At 67.0% G+C, this 18,809-nt stretch carries 22 protein-coding genes; 5 read left to right on the forward strand and 17 right to left on the reverse strand.

The window, feature by feature from the left end; all coding sequences use genetic code 11:
* Positions 1-49: 49 nt before the first annotated feature.
* Both ACT6S0_RS08225 and ACT6S0_RS08230 read right to left on the reverse strand, forming a co-directional pair.
* Complete coding sequence (locus tag ACT6S0_RS08225; protein WP_444763411.1) at positions 50-1,777, reverse strand: GspE/PulE family protein; 1,728 nt, start codon at positions 1,775-1,777, stop codon at positions 50-52.
* Entirely contained in the window at positions 1,774-4,308 is a 2,535-nt protein-coding gene (locus ACT6S0_RS08230) for an ATPase, T2SS/T4P/T4SS family (RefSeq protein ID WP_444763412.1), read from the reverse strand. The genes ACT6S0_RS08225 and ACT6S0_RS08230 overlap by 4 nt, the downstream gene beginning before the upstream one ends.
* A 137-nt stretch (positions 4,309-4,445) precedes the next feature.
* Here ACT6S0_RS08230 and pcp point away from each other — a divergent pair, with 137 nt between their 5' ends.
* Positions 4,446-5,099, forward strand: a complete 654-nt coding sequence (pcp, locus tag ACT6S0_RS08235; protein WP_444763413.1) for a pyroglutamyl-peptidase I — start codon at positions 4,446-4,448, stop codon at positions 5,097-5,099.
* Here pcp and ACT6S0_RS08240 read toward each other — a convergent pair whose 3' ends face one another.
* Complete coding sequence (locus tag ACT6S0_RS08240) at positions 5,100-5,294, reverse strand: zf-HC2 domain-containing protein (protein WP_444763414.1); 195 nt, start codon at positions 5,292-5,294, stop codon at positions 5,100-5,102.
* A complete protein-coding gene (locus ACT6S0_RS08245; protein ID WP_444763415.1) occupies positions 5,291-5,872 on the reverse strand; it encodes a sigma-70 family RNA polymerase sigma factor in 582 nt (193 codons plus the stop codon). Before ACT6S0_RS08245 ends, ACT6S0_RS08240 begins: the two co-directional genes overlap by 4 nt.
* Positions 5,873-5,971: 99 nt before the next feature.
* On the opposite strand from ACT6S0_RS08245, the gene ACT6S0_RS08250 reads away from it, so the two are divergent.
* From ACT6S0_RS08250 to ACT6S0_RS08265, 4 genes are read left to right on the forward strand one after another with little or no spacing between them, the layout of a single operon-like run.
* Positions 5,972-6,256: a BufA1 family periplasmic bufferin-type metallophore gene (locus tag ACT6S0_RS08250; protein WP_444763416.1), complete on the forward strand. Its 285-nt coding sequence runs from the start codon at positions 5,972-5,974 to the stop codon at positions 6,254-6,256.
* Between the two features lie 42 nt (positions 6,257-6,298).
* Positions 6,299-7,132, forward strand: coding sequence for an MNIO family bufferin maturase (bufB, locus tag ACT6S0_RS08255; RefSeq protein WP_444763417.1), 834 nt, complete (start codon positions 6,299-6,301; stop codon positions 7,130-7,132).
* A complete protein-coding gene (locus ACT6S0_RS08260) occupies positions 7,129-7,824 on the forward strand; it encodes an HvfC/BufC family peptide modification chaperone (protein WP_444763418.1) in 696 nt (231 codons plus the stop codon). Before bufB ends, ACT6S0_RS08260 begins: the two co-directional genes overlap by 4 nt.
* The gene (locus ACT6S0_RS08265; RefSeq protein WP_444763419.1) at positions 7,821-8,303 is read left to right on the forward strand and encodes a DoxX family protein; all 483 of its coding nucleotides are present in this window, start codon (positions 7,821-7,823) and stop codon (positions 8,301-8,303) included. The genes ACT6S0_RS08260 and ACT6S0_RS08265 overlap by 4 nt, the downstream gene beginning before the upstream one ends.
* Here the strand turns inward: ACT6S0_RS08265 and tolA are convergent.
* The 13 genes from tolA to ACT6S0_RS08330 all read right to left on the reverse strand — a co-directional run.
* Positions 8,287-9,114, reverse strand: a complete 828-nt coding sequence (gene tolA, locus ACT6S0_RS08270; RefSeq protein WP_444763420.1) for a cell envelope integrity protein TolA — start codon at positions 9,112-9,114, stop codon at positions 8,287-8,289. The genes ACT6S0_RS08265 and tolA overlap by 17 nt on opposite strands.
* Positions 9,114-9,548 (reverse strand): protein TolR, encoded by a 435-nt coding sequence (gene tolR, locus ACT6S0_RS08275; RefSeq protein ID WP_444763421.1) that lies wholly within the window; start codon positions 9,546-9,548, stop codon positions 9,114-9,116. Before tolR ends, tolA begins: the two co-directional genes overlap by 1 nt.
* The gene (tolQ, locus tag ACT6S0_RS08280) at positions 9,548-10,222 is read right to left on the reverse strand and encodes a protein TolQ (protein ID WP_444763422.1); all 675 of its coding nucleotides are present in this window, start codon (positions 10,220-10,222) and stop codon (positions 9,548-9,550) included. Before tolQ ends, tolR begins: the two co-directional genes overlap by 1 nt.
* The gene (gene ybgC / locus ACT6S0_RS08285) at positions 10,219-10,614 is read right to left on the reverse strand and encodes a tol-pal system-associated acyl-CoA thioesterase (protein ID WP_444763423.1); all 396 of its coding nucleotides are present in this window, start codon (positions 10,612-10,614) and stop codon (positions 10,219-10,221) included. The genes tolQ and ybgC overlap by 4 nt, the downstream gene beginning before the upstream one ends.
* Positions 10,611-11,789 (reverse strand): pyridoxal phosphate-dependent aminotransferase, encoded by a 1,179-nt coding sequence (locus ACT6S0_RS08290; protein ID WP_444763424.1) that lies wholly within the window; start codon positions 11,787-11,789, stop codon positions 10,611-10,613. Before ACT6S0_RS08290 ends, ybgC begins: the two co-directional genes overlap by 4 nt.
* A gap of 10 nt (positions 11,790-11,799) precedes the next feature.
* Complete coding sequence (nusB, locus tag ACT6S0_RS08295; RefSeq protein WP_444763425.1) at positions 11,800-12,306, reverse strand: transcription antitermination factor NusB; 507 nt, start codon at positions 12,304-12,306, stop codon at positions 11,800-11,802.
* Positions 12,303-12,776, reverse strand: a complete 474-nt coding sequence (gene ribH / locus ACT6S0_RS08300; protein ID WP_444763426.1) for a 6,7-dimethyl-8-ribityllumazine synthase — start codon at positions 12,774-12,776, stop codon at positions 12,303-12,305. Before ribH ends, nusB begins: the two co-directional genes overlap by 4 nt.
* A 17-nt stretch (positions 12,777-12,793) precedes the next feature.
* Positions 12,794-13,891, reverse strand: a complete 1,098-nt coding sequence (gene ribBA, locus ACT6S0_RS08305; protein ID WP_444763427.1) for a bifunctional 3,4-dihydroxy-2-butanone-4-phosphate synthase/GTP cyclohydrolase II — start codon at positions 13,889-13,891, stop codon at positions 12,794-12,796.
* A gap of 24 nt (positions 13,892-13,915) precedes the next feature.
* On the reverse strand, positions 13,916-14,947 hold the full coding sequence (gene ribD, locus ACT6S0_RS08310) for a bifunctional diaminohydroxyphosphoribosylaminopyrimidine deaminase/5-amino-6-(5-phosphoribosylamino)uracil reductase RibD (RefSeq protein ID WP_444763428.1): 1,032 nt from the start codon (positions 14,945-14,947) through the stop codon (positions 13,916-13,918).
* A 20-nt stretch (positions 14,948-14,967) separates the two neighbouring features.
* A complete protein-coding gene (locus ACT6S0_RS08315; RefSeq protein WP_444763429.1) occupies positions 14,968-16,284 on the reverse strand; it encodes a type IV pilus modification PilV family protein in 1,317 nt (438 codons plus the stop codon).
* Positions 16,285-16,300: 16 nt separating this feature from the next.
* On the reverse strand, positions 16,301-17,599 hold the full coding sequence (locus ACT6S0_RS08320; protein WP_444763430.1) for a PilX N-terminal domain-containing pilus assembly protein: 1,299 nt from the start codon (positions 17,597-17,599) through the stop codon (positions 16,301-16,303).
* Positions 17,596-18,336: a PilW family protein gene (locus ACT6S0_RS08325; protein ID WP_444763431.1), complete on the reverse strand. Its 741-nt coding sequence runs from the start codon at positions 18,334-18,336 to the stop codon at positions 17,596-17,598. The genes ACT6S0_RS08320 and ACT6S0_RS08325 overlap by 4 nt, the downstream gene beginning before the upstream one ends.
* The coding region (locus tag ACT6S0_RS08330) for a pilus assembly FimT family protein (protein ID WP_444763432.1) at positions 18,330-18,809 on the reverse strand (480 nt) is incomplete at its 5' end. The genes ACT6S0_RS08330 and ACT6S0_RS08325, both read right to left, overlap by 7 nt.

Below are 18,809 nucleotides of genomic sequence, written 5' to 3' on the forward strand. Positions count from 1 at the left end.
GTCTCCGTGCCTCTGGGGTTGCATTGGCATTTGCGCGAAGTCGCACCGGCTATTCAGCCACCACGCTGATCCGCACGGCTTCGGCCAGCGAGGTCTTGCCCTCGCGCACCAGGGCCAGGCTGCGGTCGGCGAGCGTCTTGCCCTTGAGCGCACGGCGGGCCGCGGTCAGGAAGGCGCCGGCATCGCTGCGCTGGATGGCCAGGGCCATGTCGGGGTCCAGCTCCAGCATCTCGTACACGCCGCGCCGGCCCTGCGAGCCCGTGCCGTTGCACTCGGCGCAGCCGCGGCCCTTGACGCTTTTCACAGGCTCCGTCTCGCCACTCTGGGCCTGCACCTCGTTGATCCAGGCCTGCTCCTGCGGCGAGGCCAGGTGTGGTTCGGCGCAGTGCTTGCACACGCCGCGCAGCAGGCGCTGGGCCAGCACGGCCTGCAGCGAGGTGGCCACCATGAAGGGCGGCGCGCCCATGTCGAGCAGGCGGAAGGGCGTGGAGACGGTGTCCTTGGTGTGCAGGGTGCTCAGCAGCAGGTGGCCGGTGATGGCGGCGCGCAGGCCGATCTCGGCGGTCTCGGCGTCACGCATTTCGCCGACCAGGATGACGTCGGGGTCCTGGCGCAGCGCGGCGCGCAGCACACGGGCGAAGTCCAGCTCGATCTTGTCGTTGACCTGCACCTGGGTCAGCCCCGGCAGGCGGTACTCGACCGGGTCTTCCACCGTGATGATCTTCTGCTGCTCGGCGTCGATCTCGGCCAGCGCGGCATAGAGCGTGGAGGTCTTGCCCGAGCCGGTCGGGCCGGTCACGAGGATCATGCCGGAGTCGCGGCCGAGCAGCTCGCGGAAGCGCTTGAGCATGTCGTCGGGCATGCCGATGTCGCCCAGCCGCCGCAGCGCCGAGCCCTGGCCCAGCAGGCGCATGACGACGGATTCGCCGTACTGGCTGGGCATGGTGGAAAGACGCACGTCCAGTGTGCGGTCCGACAGGCGCAGCGTGAAGCGGCCGTCCTGGGGCAGGCGCTTCTCGGAAATGTCCAGGCCGGCCATCAGCTTCAGGCGTTGGGCCAGGGCCGGCGCAATGCGCTTGTCGGCCTGCGTCAGCGTTTGCAGGATGCCGTCGACGCGGTTGCGGATCAGCAGCTCGCCTTCCTGGGGCTCGATGTGCACGTCCGACGCGCCGGCGCGCGTGGCGTCCTCGAACACGCTCTGCAGCAGGCGCACGACCGGTGCGCCTTCCTGGCCGACGCTGGCCTGCAGGGCGCCGAAGTCGACGGCGTCGCCGATGTCCTTCTCGAGCGCCTTGGCCAGACCGGAGATCTCGTCGCTGCGACGGTAATGCTTGTCGAAGACCGCAGGCAGCTGGCTCTCGGCAACGACCGCCATGGCCAGCCGGCGCTTGAGGATCTTGGCCAGCTCGTCAAAGCCGAACAGGTCCAGCGGGTCGGCCATGGCCACCAGCAGCGTGTCGCCGCGCTCCTCCAGCACCAGGGCGCGGAAGCGCCGCGCGGGGGTCTCGGGCAGCAGGCGCACCAGCTCGGTCTTGAGCGGAAAGGTCTTGAGGTTGACGAAGGGCGCGCGCAGCTGGCGGGCCAGCACGTGGGCGAGCGCCTCCTCGGTGATGAGGTTGGCCTCGATGAGAAGGCGGCCCAGCTTCTTGCCGGTGGCGCGCTGCAGCTCCAGCGCCTGCTTGAGCTGCTCGGCCGAGATGAGCTGCTGCTCGACGAGGACGTCGCCCAGACGCAGCTTGGGGCGGGGGGCGGCGGCGGCAGTGTCGGCTTCGGTCATGCGTTACTTGTGGCGTGGACTTCGGCGATGGTGGTCAGGCCCTGCAGCACCTTGACGATGCCGTCCTGGCGCAGCGAACGCATGCCCTCGGCCAGCGCGGCGTGCTGCAGTTCCTCGGCGCGGGCACCGGTCTGGATCATGCGGCGGATGTTCTTGGACACGCTGAGCAACTCGTGCAGGCCGGCGCGACCCTTGAAGCCGCTGTTGCCGCAGGCGGGGCAGCCGGGGCTGGTGAACTTCATCAGTCGCCCCTGGCGGCCGTGATTCTTGATCCAGTCGGCCATCAGCGCGAGCTTGGAAGGGCGCACATCGGCCGGGAAAACGTGCAGATAGTCATCCAGGAGCTCACCGAGTTCGGGCTCGGTCAGGGGCTCGGCCGTCTGGCAGGCGCTGCAAGACCGGCGCACCAGGCGCTGGGCCAGCACGGCCAGCAGCGAGTCGGCGAAGTTGAACGGGTCCATGCCCATGTCGAGCAGGCGCGTGATGGTCTCGGGCGCACTGTTGGTGTGCAGCGTGGACAGCACCAGGTGGCCGGTGAGCGACGCCTCGACGGCGATCTCTGCCGTCTCCTGGTCGCGGATTTCGCCGACCTTGATGACGTGGGGGTCGGCACGCAGGAAGGCGCGCAGGGCCTTGGCGAAGGTCCACTCGATCTTGGGATTCACCTGCACCTGGCGCAGGCCGGCCTGGGTGATTTCCACCGGGTCCTCGGCCGTCCAGATCTTGCGCTCGGGCGTGTTGATGTGGCTCAGCGCCGAGTGCAGCGTCGTCGTCTTGCCCGAGCCGGTGGGGCCCACGCACAGCACCATGCCGTAGGGCCGGGCCACCGCCGCCTGCAGCCCGGCGAGATTGGCCGGCGACAGGCCGATGCGCTCCAGTGGCATGGGCTTGCTGCTGGCCAGCAGGCGCATGACGACGTCTTCCAGGCCGTTGCTGGTTGGGATGGTGGCCACGCGCAACTCCAGCTTGTGCTGGGCCGAGTACTTGGCGAAGTTGATCTTGCCGTCCTGAGGCTTGCGGCGCTCGGAGATGTCGAGGTCGCACATGATCTTGATGCGCGCGATCATGGCGTTGCGGTAGGTGTGGGGCAGCTCCAGGTAGGGCTGCAGCACGCCGTCGCGGCGGAAGCGGATCTTGAGCTTGTCGCGGCCCGGGTAGGTCTCGATGTGGATGTCGGACACGCCCTGGCCGTGCGCCTCGATGATCATGGAATTGATCAGGCGCACCAGCGAGTTGTCGCTCTGCTCGATGGCGGCGTCTTCGTCCTTGGTCGCTCGCTCGCTGCTGTCGCGCTCCAGGCTTTCGATGAGCTTGTTGGAGCTGTCCAGCGCGAAGTCGGGCGTGAAGTCGGGCAGGGGGTCGGGCGTGCCGCGCGGCAGCGACTCGGCGCCGTAGCGGTCGAAGGCCAGTGGGATGGCGAACTGCAGCGTGCCGAGCTTGGTCAGCGTCGGCACGACCTTGAGCTGGGTGATGAACTCGACCTCGTCGAGGGCGTCGCGCCGCGTCGGGTCTTCCATGGCGACGACCAGGCGGCCGTCACGCAGCACCAGCGGCAGCACTTCCAGCCGCTTGGCCACCGCATGCGGCAGCTTGCGCACCGCGTCGGGCTCGATGGCGAAGTTCTCGACGTCGACGACCGGATAGCCCATCTTGCGTGCCAGCGCCGACTGCAGCTGGGCGCGGCTGATGACGTTCCTGCGCACCAGCAGTTCACCCAGCGGTACTGAGCGGTCGTCGCGCTGCTGCACCAGGGCCTGCTCCAGCTGCTCGGCCGAGACCAGTTCCAGCGCCAGCAGCGCCTCGCCGATGCGCACCATGGGCATCTTGGCCTGCTGCTCGATGGCCAGCAGCAGTTGCTCGGCAGTGACGATGTGCTGGTTGACGAGGATGTCGCCGACGCGGCGCTGGCGCAGGTCCGTCTGCTCGGCCGCGGCGGCGTTGAGCTGCTCGGGTGTGACGAGGGCGTCCTTGAGCAGCATGTCGCCCAGGCGCTCGCCGATCTCGAAATGCGTCAGCACCTCGCGCGGCACGAAGACCCGGCGCACCGAGTCGTCACTGTCGGACAGCGGCGGGAACAGGAAGAGGCCGAGGTGGTCGTGATGGTGACCGATGGTCACGCCCTTGAGTTCGTCACCGCCGTTGAAGACGATGCGGAAGTCGCTGCGCGGGCGCTGGTCGACGCTGAGGACGGAGTTGACGTCGCTGGCGTCGCGCGGCGGCACGCTCACCACACGCTGCAGCTTGATGGCGCGGAACTGGCTGAACTTCAGCGGCATGCTGTTGCGCGCCGGCGGCACATTGATCCGCACCATGCGGTCGCCAGCATCCATCTGCAGCAGCTGGCCGACGCTGCGGCTGTTGTTCAGGCCGAGGATCTCGCAGGCCTCGGCCGCACGTTGAACCTGCGGCTGGGGGTAGGCGGCATAGGGCGGGCAGGGCCACAGGAAGCCCGAGGCCGGCGCCCCCGTGGCGGCGGCGGGTGAGTCGGCATCGCCGTGGGGCCAGGGCAGGGGCTGAGACGGGTCGGTCATGGGCTGGCGCTGTATGAGTGCAGACGATTATGGAGGGCGGCGGCGGGCCGGCTGCCCTGGAAAAACACGGTGCGAACGCGGCTGATGGGCGGCACCCTCTTGTAGCGAGCCCGGGCCAGGTTGAGGAGAATGGCGCGATGAACATCCTGCTCACCGGCTTCGAGCCCTTCGGCGGCGAAGCCATCAATCCCTCCTGGGAGGTGGCGCGCTCGCTGCACGGCCAGGTCATCGCCGACGCCGTCGTGCATGCGCGCTGCCTGCCGACGACATTCGGCGGGGCGCCCGAAGCACTGGCCGAAGCGCTTGCCGTGCTGAAGCCCGATCTCGTCATCGCCCTCGGCCAGGCGATCGGCCGCGCGGAGATTTCCATCGAACGCGTGGCGGTCAACCTCATCGATGCCCGCATCGCCGACAACGCCGGCGAGCGTCCGCACGACATGCCGGTGCGGGCCGACGCCCCGGCGGCCTACTTCTCGACACTACCGGTCAAGGCCATGCGCAACGCGCTGCGGGCGGCCGGCCACCCTGCGGGGCTGTCGCTGACGGCGGGCGCTTTCGTGTGCAATCAGTTGTTCTTCGAGCTGCAGCACCGGCTGGCCGGCCGCGGATTGAGGAGCGGTTTCATCCATTTGCCCGCGCTGCCCGAGCAGGCGGCTCGCGCCCAGAGTGCATTGCCCAGCATGGGCCTGGCCGCGCAGATCGACGCGGTCAGGCTGGCGGCGGCAGTTGCGCTGCAGGGCGATGAATCGCTTGCCTTGGCCGGTCCGGATGAAGGCGCGCCCGTCGCCTGATCACTCTTGGGTGTATTGCCGCCAGCGCCTGCTGGCCTGACGCATCAGCGCCACCTGGCGGGCAAACCGCCGGCAGTTGGTGCAGACACGCTGGTGCAGGCGCGCCGACAGCCGCTCGGCCAGTGGCATGGGGCGATCCTCAGCCTGCAGCGTGATGTGCGTGGCTTCCCGGCAGGTCATCATCAATTTGATCAAGTCACGCCTCCAGCGGCCGCGCCGCCGAACCATCCCAGCTGCAGGCATTCCCGAAGTCTGAGCCGGGCCCGATGCAGCATGACCCAGAGATTGGTCGGCGTGATCGACAGTTCCTTACAGATCTCGTCGGACTCCAGTTCCAGCCACTCCCTCATCATGAAGAGCCGGCCCTGCTGGCCCGGCAGCTTGTCGACACAGGCTTCCAGCACCAGCATGAAGTCGACCTGGCGCAGCGCATCCTCCGGGTTGCCCCAGTCGTGCTGCCCCTCGCGCCAGTGGCCGTTGCTCGAGAACAGCAGGTCTTCAAGGTCCTCGTCGTCGTCACTGCTGGCCGCCGTCGACATCTCGCGACTGTTCTTGCGGATCTGGTCGATGAGCTTGTGCCTGAGGATGCCGATGAGCCAGGTCTTGAGCTGGCTGTTGCCCGCGAAGGCCTGCGGCTTTTCCAGGGCGGCGAGCAGTGTGTCGGAGACCGCGTCCTCCGCCCAGGCCGGGTTGCGCAGCTGCAGGCGCGCGTACTTCAGCAGCGCCGGGCGCAGGGCCTCGATCTGGTGGCAATAGTCCGGTGATGCGGTCATGGCGGCGCGGAGTGTAAGGAGTCGGGCGCGTCTTGCGACTTCGTTGCTGCCGCCGCATGATCGGCAGCCCTTGCCCCCCAACCTTATGGAGAACTGTTCATGAAGAATCAAGCCCTCGTGTCCTCGGCCCTGGCCGCTGCCCTGTCCCTTGGCCTCGTCGCCCACGCGCAAGCCCAGGACAAGGCCGCCAAGGAGAAGTGCTACGGCATCGCCAAGGCCGGCCAGAACGACTGCGGCAGCCTCAGCGGCAGCCATTCCTGCGCCGGTCAGGCCAAGACGGACAACAGCGCCGACGAATGGAAGTATGTCGCCAAGGGCAGCTGCAAGAGCGCCGGCGGCATGACGGCCGACGAGGCCAAGGCCAAGGCCAAGGCGAAGAAGTAAGCCTTGCCCGCTGACTTTTCAGCGCTGGCGTCAGCCGGGCCGATGTCCTCGGTTGGCATCGGCTGGCGCCAGCCGCATTACGAGGCGCTGCTCGCGCAGCGCCCCGACCTCGACTTCATCGAGGTCCATGCCGAGAACTTCTTTGCCGACGGCGGCGCGACGCTGGCCGTGCTGGATGCTGGTCGCAGCGCCTATCGCGTCAGCCTGCACGGCGTAGGCCTGGCACTCGGCTCGGCCGCCGGGCTGGACGAGTGGCATCTGGACCGCCTCGCGCGACTGGTCTCCCGCGTGCAGCCCGACTGGGTGTCCGACCATGCCTGCTTCGCACGCGTGGGCTCGGGCCTGCATGCGGCCGACCTGCTGCCCATTCCTTTCAATGACGAGGCGCTGGCCTTGATGGTGCGCCATGTCGACGCCGTCCAGCAGCGCCTGGGCCGGTGCATGCTGGTCGAGAACATCAGCGCCTACGTCGGCTGGGCGGGTCTGGGCGGCGATGTGCTGGCCGAACCCGAGTTCTTCAACGAACTGACGCGGCGCAGCGGCTGCGGCCTGCTGCTGGACGTCAACAACCTGTTCGTCAACGCGCGCAACGCCGGCCGCTCGCCCGACGAGGCGGCGCGCGAGGCGATGCGCTGGATCGATGCCATCCGCCCCGGCAGCGTCGGAGAGATCCACCTTGCCGGGCATTGCGAATTGGACGACGGCCTGGTCATCGATGACCACGGCAGTGGCGTGCGCGACGCGGTCTGGCGGGTCTACGCCCACGCTGTTGAGCGCCTGGGCGCATTGCCGACGCTGATTGAATGGGACACCAGCCTGCCCGAGCTGGACGTGCTGCTCGCCGAAGCGGAGCGGGCGAGGGCGCTTCAGCGATGAAGGCCGAACAGCAGGCCTTCGTCGATGCGCTGCTGGGCCGGTGTGAAGCGCCGGCGGCGCTGACCGGCGCCGAGCGTGGGCTGCCGGCCTATCGCAACAATCTTCGTGCGCTGTCGGCGCAGGCCTTGGGCGTGCCCTTCACGCGCTTGCGCGAGGCGCTCGGCGACGGCGAGTTCGCCACCCTGGCCTGGAGCTTCTGGCGCGCCCACCCGCCCGAGCGTGGTGACCTGGCGCAATGGGGCGGCGCGCTTGAATCCTTCTTGACCGACAGGGCCGGCGAAGACTCCGGCCTGCCGGATCTGGCCCGCCTGGACTGGGCGCTGCACCAGGCCGAGCGCGCAGCCGATGCCGAGCTGGCCGTCGACTCGCTGGCCCTGCTGGGCACGACGCCGCCCGAAGCGCTCTGGTTGCAGTTGCGACCCGGCTTGGCCGTGGTCCGGCAGCAGGACGGCGCCGCACTCGTGTGGCGTCAGGGCTGGCGCGGTGAATCGCAGCGCCTGTCGGCTGGCGAGACGCGCTTCATGCGTGCGTTGCTGGCCGATGTGAATTTGGCCGAGGCCCTGGCCAGCGCCGAAGTGAAAGGTTCTGCGCCCGAACCCGACTTCGACTTCGGCGCCTGGCTTCAAGCCGCGCTGCAGAAGGCCTGGCTTCATGGGGTCAGGTCTGCACCCCCATCCAGGACGACGTCATGAACGCATTGATTTCCGCCCCGCTGCGCGCCTTCACCGACCCCGGCCTTCAGCCGACCCGGCTGCCGGCACCGCTCGACGGCGTCGTCAGCCATCTGCAGTCGCTGGCGTTGCTGGGCGCGAGGCTTTACGTGGCGCAGGTCTTCTTCCTGTCGGGCCTGACCAAGCTGCGCGACTGGTCGTCGACGCTGGCCCTGTTCAACGACATCTACCAGGTGCCGCTGCTGCCGCCGGCCCTGGCCGCCTACCTGGGCACGGCCGGCGAACTGGTGCTGCCGGTGCTGCTGGTGCTGGGCCTGGCCGGGCGATTTGCCGGCGCGGGCCTGTTCGTCGTCAACCTGATGGCGGTGCTGTCACTGATGCCCGACGACTTGACGCCGGCCGCCGTGGCTCAGCATCAGCTGTGGGGCGTGCTGGCCCTGGCCGTCGCGCTCTGGGGCGCGGGCCGCTGGTCCGTGGACCGCTTTATTCGCGTGGCCTGAAGGTCAGGATCAGCACCGGCGGCACGCGGCCGTCGACATCGCGCGGCAGGGTCTCGGCCTTGTCGATGGCCCGCAGCACTGCGCGGTCCCATTCGCCGTCGCCACTGGGCTTGAGCAGCCGGGTACCGAGAATGCGGCCGTCGGGGCCGAGGGTGACCTGCACTTCCGCCGTCGGATTGGCGGCGCCTTCTTCGGCATAGATGATGAGGGGCCGGATCTTGCCTTTGATGCGGCCGGCGTAACCGGATGACGGTGCCGAGTTCTGCGCTGCGGCGCCGGTCGAACCCGGCGTGCCGCCGGCCATGCCATGGATGCGGCGCAGGTTCTCCTGCCGCAGGGCCTCGCGGCGGGCGTCGGCTTCCTTGGCGGCCTTGGCCTTCTTGCGGTCCTGCTCTTCCTTGTCTGCCTTCTCCCTTGCGGCCTTGTCCTTGGCCGCTTTGTCTTTGGCGGCCTTGTCACGCTCGCGCTTCTCGGCCTCCTCCCGGGCCTTGTCTTCCTTGAGCTTCTTGGCCTTGGCGATGGCGATTTCAGCCTCGCGCTGTTCGGCGGCGGCTTCTTCTGCGGCTCGCTGCTGGGCGAGCATGTCAGGCTTCGGCGGCTCAGGTTCGGGTTCGGGTGGCGCTTCCTCGCGCGGTGCGGCCACCTGCGGCACGGCCGACCAAAGCTCGGCCTCGAAGGCGGGCGAAGCATCGCTGCGCCAGTTCAGCCCGTAGGTCAACGCCAGGATCAGCAGGCCGTGCGCGCACAACGCAAACACAATGCCCCGGCCCAGGCCGGCGGTCTCGGGGGGACGCAGGGCAGCCGTGGTCATCAGTTGGATGGCGCGCCGCTCTTCACGGCCAGGCCGACCCGCTGGATGCCGGCGCGCTGCAGCGTGTCCATGACTTGCACGACCGCCTCGTACTTGACGTTCTTGTCGGCGGAGATGACGACCGGGTTGTTGGCGTCCTTGCCCTGCGCCTTCTTGACGCGCTCGGCCAGCCGGTTGGCCGGAATCGATTCAGGTTCCAGTTGGTCGACCTTGATCTTCAGCTTCTCGTCGGTGCCGACGATGATCTGGATGACATGCTCGGGCTGCTGGCGGCTCTTCCCCACACTGGGCAGGTCCACCATGCCGGTCGTGATCAGCGGCGCACTGACCATGAAGATGATCAGCAGCACCAGCATGACGTCGATGAACGGGACCATGTTGATCTCGTTCATGGTGCGGCGCCGGCGGCCGCCGCGGGCGGAGACTGAAGCCATCAGTGTTGCGTCGCGTTGCGTTGCAGGATGTTGGAGAACTCTTCGATGAAGGTCTCCAGCGTGATCGCGCTGCGGTCGATCTGGCGGGCAAAGCGGTTGTAGGCCAGCACGGCCGGGATGGCCGCGAACAGGCCGATGGCCGTGGCGACCAGGGCCTCGGCGATGCCAGGCGCGACGGTGGCCAGCGTCACCTGCGTCAGGTTGGACAGGCCGACGAAGGCATGCATGATTCCCCAGATGGTGCCGAACAGCCCCACGTAAGGCGAGACCGAACCGACCGAGGCGAGGAAGGACAGGTTGTGCTCCATGGCATCCAGCTCACGATGGAAGCTGGCGCGCATCGCGCGGCGGGCGGCGTCCAGCAAGGCGCCCTGGTCGGTCACGCGCTTCTCGCGCAGCTTCATGAACTCGCGCATGCCGGACGCAAAGATGCGCTCCAGCGGGGCGGCGTCGGCGCGGTTGCCGACGGACTGGTAGAGGTCGTTCAGGTTCTTGCCGCTCCAGAATTCGGCCTCGAAGGCGTCGTTGCGGCGCTTGATCTGGCCCAGGCCGATGAGCTTGCCGAAGATGACGCTCCAGCTCGCCAGCGACACGAGCAACAGGCCCGCGATGACGAGCTGCACGGCCAGGCTGGCATGCAGGATCAGGGAGACGATGGAGAGGTCTTGGTTCATGCGGTGATCGCTGCGACAACGGAGTCGGGCAGGCGTTGGGGTTTGAGGTCGCTGGCGCGCACGCAGCCGATGCGGATCTCGCCCTCGGCCAGCAACGTGTCACCGCGCAGCGCGCGCTGGCGCACGACGAGGCTGGCGCGGCCGGCGGGCTCGGGCTCGACGGTGATGCTGAGCAGGTCGTCCAGCCGCGCTGGCGAGAGGTAGCGCATGTTGGTCGCGGCGACGACGAAGACGAGGCCGGTGTCCTCGCGCAGTTGATGCTGCTCGACGCCGGCCGCGCGCAGCCACTCGGTGCGGGCGCGCTCGAAGAATTTCAGGTAGTTGGCATAGAAGACGATGCCACCGGCGTCGGTGTCCTCCCAATACACGCGGACTGCGAACTGGAAGCTCATGCCAGGACCTTTCCAAGGCGCGCCACTGCTTCCTGCAGGTCTTCCATCGACGAGGCGAAGGACAGGCGCATCCAGCGCTGCGGGTCGGCCAGGCCGAAATCGCGGCCTGGTGTCAGCGCCACCTGGGCGCTTTGCAGCAGCTCGTGGGCGAAGGTCCAGCTGTTGGCATGGTGGCGGCTGATGTCCATCCAGGCATAGAAGGCACCGTCCGGCGGCACGGGCACGGTCAGGCCCAGGTCGTTGAGGGCGGCCACGATGTAGTCGCGGCGCTCGCGCAGGACCGCGCGGCGGCGTTCGAACTCGGCGATGGACGCGGGTTCGAAGGCGGCCAGCGCTGCCATCTGCGCCAGCGTGGACGGGCAGATGTAGAGGTTCTGCGCCAGGCGCTCGATGGCCGGCACGAGGGTAGGGGGCAGGACCAGCCAGCCCAGTCGCCAGCCGGTCATGCCGAAGTACTTGGAGAAGCTGTTGACCGAGACGATGTCGTCGCCGAGCGCAAGCGCCGTGTGGCTGAAATGTGCTTCGTAGCTCAGCGGCAGATAGATCTCGTCGACGACGGTGACGCCACCGCGTTCCCGCACGACGCCAGCGATGTCGGCCAGCACCTCCGGCGCGATGGATGTGCCGGTGGGGTTGCTCGGCGAGGCCAGCAGCACGCCGCGTGTCGCCGGTGTCCAGGCCTCGCGCACCTGGTTCGCACCGAGCTGGAAGCGCTCGGCAGCACCGGTGGGCAGCAGGCGTGGTGTCGCGTCCGCCGCCGTCACGAAGTGGCGGTTGCAGGGGTAGCAGGGATCGGGCATCAGCACCTCGTCGCCGCGCTCGAAGAGGGCGAGGCAGGCAAGCTGCAGGCCGGCCGAGGCGCCGGCCGTGATGGCGATGCGATCAACTGCGATGGCCAGGCCGAAGCGCTGGGCGTACCAACGCGAGATCGCCTCGCGCAGGGCGGGCAGGCCTAGGGCGTCGGTGTAGGGCGTTGGGCCTTGCGCGACGCGTGCCACCGCCTCTCGCACCGCGGGGGCGGCGCCGAAGTCGGGTTCACCGACGTTCAGCCGGATCATGCGACGACCACCCTGGGCCGGATCGCAGAGCGGCCCGGCCGCCATCTGGCCGGCGGCCTTGGCCAGCTCCATCACATAGAAAGGCTCGATGCGGTCGAGCCGGGAGGCGAGTTTCACGGCTCGGAGATCAGCGCTTAGCAGCGACCTCGTTGGGGCGCAGATCGCCCGCAGCGCGGTCCAGCACGCCGTTGACGTATTTGTGCCCGTCGGTGCCGCCAAAGGACTTGGCCAGCTCGACGGCTTCGTTGATGGCGACGCGGTAAGGGATGTCGACGCAGTGCTTGAGCTCGTAGGCGCCGATCATCAGGATGGCGTGCTCGATGGGCGAGAGTTCGGTCGTCTTGCGGTCGACGTGGCGCGACAGGATGGCATCGAGGTCGGAAGCTTCGTTGACACAGCCTGACAGCAACGCGTCGTAGTGCTTGACGTCGAGCTTGGCGTAGCCGTCCTGCTCCCGGCCCAGCGCCGTGATGGCGCCAAGGTCCTCGCCGGTCAGCAGCCACTGGTAGAGGCCCTGCACGGCGGCCTCACGTGAACGGCGGCGGGCAGACTTGACGGGCGCGCGCCTGGCGCCGGCGGCATTTCCAGTCTTTGCAGCCGTCTTGGTGGCGGTCTTGGCGGGGGTGGCGTTCACTCGATCTCTTTCAACAGATTGGCCATTTCAACGGCGACACGCGCGGCGTCGCGGCCCTTGGGCTCGACGCGGGCCCAGGCCTGCGCCTCGTTCTCGACGGTCAGGATGGCGTTGGCGATGGGAATGCCATGGTCCAGCCCGACGCGGGTCACGGCCGAGCCGCTTTCGTTGGCGACCAGCTCGAAGTGATAGGTCTCGCCGCGGATGATGCAGCCCAGCGCGATGAGGGCGTCGTAGTCATCGCTTTCGCCCAGCACCTGCAGGGCCAGCGGCACTTCGAGCGCACCGGGCACGGTGACGTGTCGGATGGCCTCGGCCGGCACGCCCAGCACCGACAGCTCGGCCACGCAGGCGCTGGCCAGGGCCGACGTGATGGAGTCGTTGAAGCGCGCCTGCACGATGGCGATGCTGAGCTCGCTGCCGTCGAGTACGCCCTCGGCGCTGGGCAGGCCTTGTTCGGAATCTTGCATTGCGTGCCTCTTTGGATTCAACAAACGGGAGGGGCGACGAAGCCCGTCACCTCGAGACCATAGCCGGTCATGCTGGGCATGCGGCGCGGGCTGCCGAGCAGCTTCATGCGATGTACGCCCAGGGCTTTGAGAATCTGGGCGCCGACGCCGTAGGTGCGCAGGTCCATCGCGCCCTTGGGCGCCGGTGCGGGTTCGCAGGACTGCACGCGTGCGAGCACGCTGGCGGCGTCCTCGCCGCAGTTCAGCAGCACGGCCACGCCGGAGGGGCTGGCCTGAATGGCTGCGAGCGCGGCGGGCAGGGCCCAGGAATGACCGCAGGGGCCGGCTTCCAGCAGGTCCATGACCGACAGCGGCTCGTGGACGCGAACCAGCACTTCGTCGTCCGGCGTCCACTGGCCATGGCTGAGGGCCAGATGCGCGGCGCCGGTGCGGTCGGTGAAAACCTGGCAGTCGAACTCGCCCTGGGCCGTGTTCAAGCGGCGTTCGGTGATGCGGGTGATCAGGCTTTCGTGGCGGCTGCGGTACTCGATGAGGTCGGCGATGGTGCCGATCTTGAGGCCATGTTCGGCGGCAAATACTTCCAGGTCCGGCAGCCGCGCCATGCTGCCGTCGTCCTTCATGATTTCGCAGATGACCGAGGTGCTGGACAGGCCGGCCATGCGAGACAGGTCGCAGCCGGCTTCGGTATGGCCGGCGCGCATCAGCACGCCGCCGTCCTGGGCCTGCAGCGGGAAGATGTGGCCGGGCTGTACCAGGTCGCTGGCCTTGGCATCGGCGGCCACGGCGGCCTGCACCGTGCGGGCGCGGTCGGCCGCTGAGATGCCGGTGGTGACGCCGGTGGCGGCCTCGATGGAGACCGTGAAGGCGGTGCCGTGCTGGGTGCCGTTGCGGCGTGTCATCGGCGGCAGCTGCAGGCGCTCGCAGTGCTCGCGCGTGAGGGTCAGGCAGATCAGGCCGCGGCCGTGCTTGGCCATGAAGTTGATGGCCTCCGGGGTCACGAGGTCGGCGGCAAGGACGAGATCGCCCTCGTTCTCACGATCTTCCTCGTCGATCAGGATGACCATGCGACCTGCGGCCAGCTCGGCCACCAGCTCGGGAATGGGGGAGATGGGCATAGCCGGCGATTGTAGGTGGCGACCCTAGGTTGGCCGCAGGCGAAGACGCAGATCCTGACCAATGGCTTGGGCTTCGATCAAGCGCCAGCGGCGCGCATCCTCGAGCCGCGCCAGCGCTGCGAGCGCCGCGAGCGGGCGACCTTCGCCGATCAGCATGGGCGCCTGGTAGATCAGCAGCTCGTCGACGAGGCCGGCTTCGAGAAAGGCGCCAGACAACGTCGGCCCGGCTTCGACATGCAGTTCGTTGATGCCCTGGGCGCCGAGTTCGGCGAGCAGCGCGGCCAGATCGGCGCGGCCGGGGCCGATGACACGGGCTTCACCGGGCGCTTGCAGGATGCGCGCCTGGGCTGGCATCCGGCCCTGTGGATCCAGCACGATGCGCAAAGGCTGTCGGGCAGTCACCGCCAGCCGCACATCCAGGCGCGGGTCGTCGGCCAGCACGGTGCCTATGCCCGTCAGGATGGCGCCGGCGCGCTTGCGCCAGGCATGGCCATCGGCGCGCGCGGCCTCGCCGGTGATCCACTGGCTGCGTCCGTCGGGCATGGCAGTGCGGCCATCGAGTGAGATTGCCGACTTCAGTCTCACGAAGGGCCGGCCGCGTTGCATGCGTGAGAAGAAGCCGATGTTGAGTTCGCGTGCTGCTTCAGCGGTCGCTGGATCGGCGAGTTCGACCTGGATGCCAGCGGCTGCCAGGCGAGCCAGGCCTTGGCCGGCGACCTGCGGGTTGGGGTCTTTGACGGCCGATATCACGCGGCCGATGCCGGCATTGATCAGGGCGTCGCAGCAGGGCGGCGTGCGGCCGTGATGAGAGCAGGGTTCGAGCGTGACGATCGCCGTTGCGCGGCGGACGTCGTGACCGCGAGCCGCGGCATCCCGCAGGGCCATGACTTCCGCATGCGCCAGGCCAGCCGCCTGGGTATGGCCGGCACCGAGTTCATTGCCGTTCGCGTCAACGATGACGCAGCCGACGCGAGGGTTGGGATCGCTGAGCCCGATGGCCTGTTCGGCCAATGATAGCGCGCGGCGCAACGCCGCCGCGATTGCAGGCGAATTCATGCCGGCAGTCTAGCGAGTGGTCAGGGCTGCAGCTGAACGGTCGAGTAGTCGGCGAACACGCCGGTATACAAATTGACTGCGGGGGCGGTGGGGCAGCTCACATCGCCTTTGACGACCAGGAAGTTCTGGCGGGGCAACGAGCCCGTGACGTTGGCGTAAGTCGCGGGATGCTCGTAGTTGTCCCACACCAACCGGTCATCGACAAAGGGGTTGCCATTGCCGTTGTAGTCGGCGCTGTACCGGCAAACGCGATAGTCGCTGGCCGTCGTTCCGATGTTCAAGCCGGTGATTTGCAGGCTGCCCGACCATGTAGGCACAGGGGCGGCAGCCGGAAAAACAACGCAGCTGTAATTGACGAAGGGCTGCGTGACGGGGGACGTGCTGGGGGCGTCGTCAAAGCATTGGTAGGACGACGATGCAGGCGCCGGCACGGTGACCGGGTCCATGATCACGTTGCCGTTTGCATCCTTGACAACAGCACCGTGGGCGTCCACCCGGGGGACGGTGTAGACGCCGCCCGTGAGAATCATGTCCAGGGGCAGAGCGGTCGCTTCAGGGGCACTGGCATTGGCCGGGTTGCTGGTGGAAAAGTTGATGGTGCCGCTCACCAGAAAACCCAGGGCGCTGGTGCAGCCGGCGGCGGCGACGTTGCTCAACGTCAAAGCTGTCGCCGGTGCGATGGAACAAAGCTGCGTGACAAAGCCCGTGACGTTGCTGAACACCCAGACATTGTTGGCAAGTGCGCTGGGTCGGAATGCACTGGTCTTGTTGCCCAGATCAGCCGCGCCCGCCGGAATAGCCGGGTGCCTGTCCTGCGGCTGACGAATGCCGCCGGGCGGCGGGGCGATGCTGAGCGCGCCGGAAAATGCAGGTTCGACCCGCGCCACGAGCGTGGAGAGGTCGAGGGATTGCGATCCGTCTGTCGATTTCGCAGCTCGGTCTTTCCAGGTGACCGTGACCTGAACCGACCTTGCGGCAATCTCGCCGCCGGCGGTCAACTCGCTGACGCTGCGGGTAATCGCGAACGTGGTGTTGGAGTCAGCCAGCGTTCTTCCCCAGGCGTTCGAGACGACGTCGTTTTCGTAGTCAAACTCTGCGGGGTTGGCCGGGTTCGGTTTCTCCAGCGTATAAAAAGAGCGCATCTGCGCCAGGTCGGCCTGGGCGAGCCGTACGGCTTCGCTGCGCTGCTTTGCGACGTCCGCACTGCGGCGCAGGTTACCCATCAGCGTGACCAGAGCGACCATGCCGAAAGACATGACCATCAGCGCGACGAGCGCCTCGATCAATGTCACGCCACGCTGGCGGGAGCGACGAATCAGAAAGACGGCGGGCATCATGGCTGCGGTCCGGTCGTCATTGGACGTTGTCGTCGGTCCAGCCGCCGGGCACGCGGACAAAGCTGCCGACGCGGTTACGCAACTGGTCGGCGATAGCCGGCTGATAGACGATGTCCATGACCCCAGCGGTGGTGACATTGCCTTCGGCCAACAGCATGCCGACGATCATCGAACCGCCGCTCGCGTTGCTCCAATGGACATGCCTGCCGGCCACGAGCATTCCATTCAACCGAAAGGCTCCACTCAGCGTGATGTCACGCCCGGCGATGATGACCACCGGATCCGAGACGCTGCCCAGGGTTTGGCTGCTCTGAATGGTCATGTCGCCATTGACCCAGATGATCCGCTTGCCTGCGGCATAGGCCGCTGCGAGCGTCGCCGCGCAATCCCCACTGCAGGTCACTTGCCGCAACGACGGATGCTGCAAGTAGCGCGCCCTGGTGGCGCCCATGAACATCTTGAAGACGTCCGGAGAGTCTCGAAGGGTGTCGTCCCCCGCAATGCGAGCCTGGCTTGGTGACGTTCCAGGCACGCTGCTGAGCCGGCTCTCGTTGAATCCCGTGACAGTGCCTCCGATGGCATAAAGCGAGCCCGCCGAACGCGGGTCGGTGTTGTGCAAGCCGAGTCCCGTACCGGTCACCGTGACGTCGCCCTTCACGACCAGCGGCGCCGCTGGCGGCGAACGCACGGCACTGACGAGCGCTACTAGCGCCTCATGCACGATCGCGCCCTGCGCTGCCCTGCTATTCAGTTCTCCGCCCGCGCAGGTCGAGACGACGCTTTGCGTACACCCGAGGCTTTTCAGCAGCACGGTGCCGGCACCGGACGGCAAAGCAGCATCATTGAGCGGCTGGATGCGGATGCCGAAGCTGGGCGTGACCGCTGTTCCGGCTGCTGGTGCGGGAGCGGCCCAGGCACCGAGCGCCGGACAGCGACAAGTCCAGCCATTCCCGTTTCGTGTGCAATCCACCAGCGTCGAAGCGACAAAGGCGCCGCTCTGCCTGATGGCGCGATCCGCTACCGACAAGCTCAGGTAGCGGTCAATGAACCGCGTGCCACCCGTGGGAACTGGCTCGCAACTGCCATTGATGGCCTCACCGTTCAATTGTGCAATGCCCCACTCCAGGCCGGCCTCCGCAGCCTCCTGGGCAACGCTGGCCCGGAAATAGCTGCTCGAAATGCGCTGCTCGAACATCATGGTGCGATTGGCGTAGGCGGCCAGCATTGCCATCACCAGAAACAGAACCATGACAACGACGAGCGTTGCTGCGCCGTGCTGAGGCGCGAGGATTCGTGGCCGGGAAATCGCGCTCATGGCGGACAGGCCCCGGTCAGTGCGTCGGCTCGAATCCGCTCGACGCCGCTCAACGTTCTGATGATATTGGGGTCGTGGTTGGCCTGACCCCTGATCGTGAACGATACGCGCCGCACAATCTGCTGCGGCGGCGGCGGACAGGCCGCGCCGGCACATGGATTGTCACAGAACCCATTCAAATCCGACGCTTGCGACGTGATGTCGATATCGAAACCAATGATCTTGACGGATTCAGGATCGGTGATGGGTTGCCAGTTATCCACTCCATTCGCGACTCCAAGCTTCAAATATAGAACATTATTTCCCTTGTTCCATTTGATGCCGAATTGTTCATTGTCGAATGGCGTGTCTTTGAAATTCTTGGCGACGCGAGAATAGCTGTAGCTTAGTTCGCGGCTGTATGTGGTGTCGCTTCTGACAGCGCTGGCATACGGGCTGGCGCTCGCCGCCCGCGCCGGCACTTCAAAAGGCGTACCCACGCCAGAGGCCGGCTGCCAAACGGCATATTGCGCGAACCCACGGTAACCCGCCCGCCGGATATCCTGCTGCAGGATGTCAGCGGCCGTGCGCAAGTCCTGCTGGACCTGGACTTCGAGCATCAGCCGGCGGTGCTCATTGATCTGATTGACAGCCACCATGGAGGCACCCGCAGCAACGATCAGGCCGATTGTGATGCCCACCATCAGCTCGACGAGGCTGAGGCCGCGCTGATTTCGGCGGTGAATCGAGTTCAGCATGTCGGAAATCCCCCGACCCGCCCAACTGGCGAACATGTCTTGGCGAGGCCAGCATCATTGATGCTGACTACCAGCTGTGCGCCAGTCCGCTTGCCAGTTACGGTGAGCGTGACATCCCTCTCTGATTGAACGCGATTCTTGCGAATAAAGGAAAAGGCTTGGTTCAAACCCGACCATGCTGACGCCGTGGCCTTGAATGTCACGCCTTTATCGTTGGGCAACTGGTAAAGACGCAACAACCTGGCGCTGCCGTTTGTGGGGCAGATTTGCGCTGGCGGGTTGAAGCACTTGCATCGATCAACGAGTGCATGGGTGACAAGTGCAGCACAACTCATCCGCTTGTTAGGGTCGTCTTCGACATGCACAGTCACACCGGCACCAATCACGTTAGCTTCCGATTTGGCAAAGGCGATCAAGTTACTCAATTCACCGGCCGCAGCAATCACACGGCGACGTTCCATAAAGTCGGATAG

The organism is Roseateles sp., assembly GCF_052436255.1.
Classification (GTDB): domain Bacteria; phylum Pseudomonadota; class Gammaproteobacteria; order Burkholderiales; family Burkholderiaceae_C; genus Pelomonas.

Excerpts from the sequence above, each read along its gene's own strand:
- tolA (WP_444763420.1), bottom strand. The coding sequence starts at position 9,114 with ATGACCACGGCTGCCCTGCGTCCCCCCGAGACCGCCGGCCTGGGCCGG.
- tolR (WP_444763421.1), bottom strand. The coding sequence starts at position 9,548 with ATGGCTTCAGTCTCCGCCCGCGGCGGCCGCCGGCGCCGCACCATGAAC.
- pcp (WP_444763413.1), top strand. The coding sequence starts at position 4,446 with ATGAACATCCTGCTCACCGGCTTCGAGCCCTTCGGCGGCGAAGCCATC.
- bufB (WP_444763417.1), top strand. The coding sequence starts at position 6,299 with ATGTCCTCGGTTGGCATCGGCTGGCGCCAGCCGCATTACGAGGCGCTG.
- tolQ (WP_444763422.1), bottom strand. The coding sequence starts at position 10,222 with ATGAACCAAGACCTCTCCATCGTCTCCCTGATCCTGCATGCCAGCCTG.
- ribD (WP_444763428.1), bottom strand. The coding sequence starts at position 14,947 with ATGAATTCGCCTGCAATCGCGGCGGCGTTGCGCCGCGCGCTATCATTG.
- ACT6S0_RS08315 (WP_444763429.1), bottom strand. The coding sequence starts at position 16,284 with ATGATGCCCGCCGTCTTTCTGATTCGTCGCTCCCGCCAGCGTGGCGTG.
- ACT6S0_RS08245 (WP_444763415.1), bottom strand. The coding sequence starts at position 5,872 with ATGACCGCATCACCGGACTATTGCCACCAGATCGAGGCCCTGCGCCCG.
- ACT6S0_RS08225 (WP_444763411.1), bottom strand. The coding sequence starts at position 1,777 with ATGACCGAAGCCGACACTGCCGCCGCCGCCCCCCGCCCCAAGCTGCGT.
- ACT6S0_RS08265 (WP_444763419.1), top strand. The coding sequence starts at position 7,821 with ATGAACGCATTGATTTCCGCCCCGCTGCGCGCCTTCACCGACCCCGGC.
- ribBA (WP_444763427.1), bottom strand. The coding sequence starts at position 13,891 with ATGCCCATCTCCCCCATTCCCGAGCTGGTGGCCGAGCTGGCCGCAGGT.
- ACT6S0_RS08325 (WP_444763431.1), bottom strand. The coding sequence starts at position 18,336 with ATGCTGAACTCGATTCACCGCCGAAATCAGCGCGGCCTCAGCCTCGTC.
- ACT6S0_RS08320 (WP_444763430.1), bottom strand. The coding sequence starts at position 17,599 with ATGAGCGCGATTTCCCGGCCACGAATCCTCGCGCCTCAGCACGGCGCA.
- ACT6S0_RS08260 (WP_444763418.1), top strand. The coding sequence starts at position 7,129 with ATGAAGGCCGAACAGCAGGCCTTCGTCGATGCGCTGCTGGGCCGGTGT.
- ribH (WP_444763426.1), bottom strand. The coding sequence starts at position 12,776 with ATGCAAGATTCCGAACAAGGCCTGCCCAGCGCCGAGGGCGTACTCGAC.
- ACT6S0_RS08250 (WP_444763416.1), top strand. The coding sequence starts at position 5,972 with ATGAAGAATCAAGCCCTCGTGTCCTCGGCCCTGGCCGCTGCCCTGTCC.
- ACT6S0_RS08230 (WP_444763412.1), bottom strand. The coding sequence starts at position 4,308 with ATGACCGACCCGTCTCAGCCCCTGCCCTGGCCCCACGGCGATGCCGAC.
- ybgC (WP_444763423.1), bottom strand. The coding sequence starts at position 10,614 with ATGAGCTTCCAGTTCGCAGTCCGCGTGTATTGGGAGGACACCGACGCC.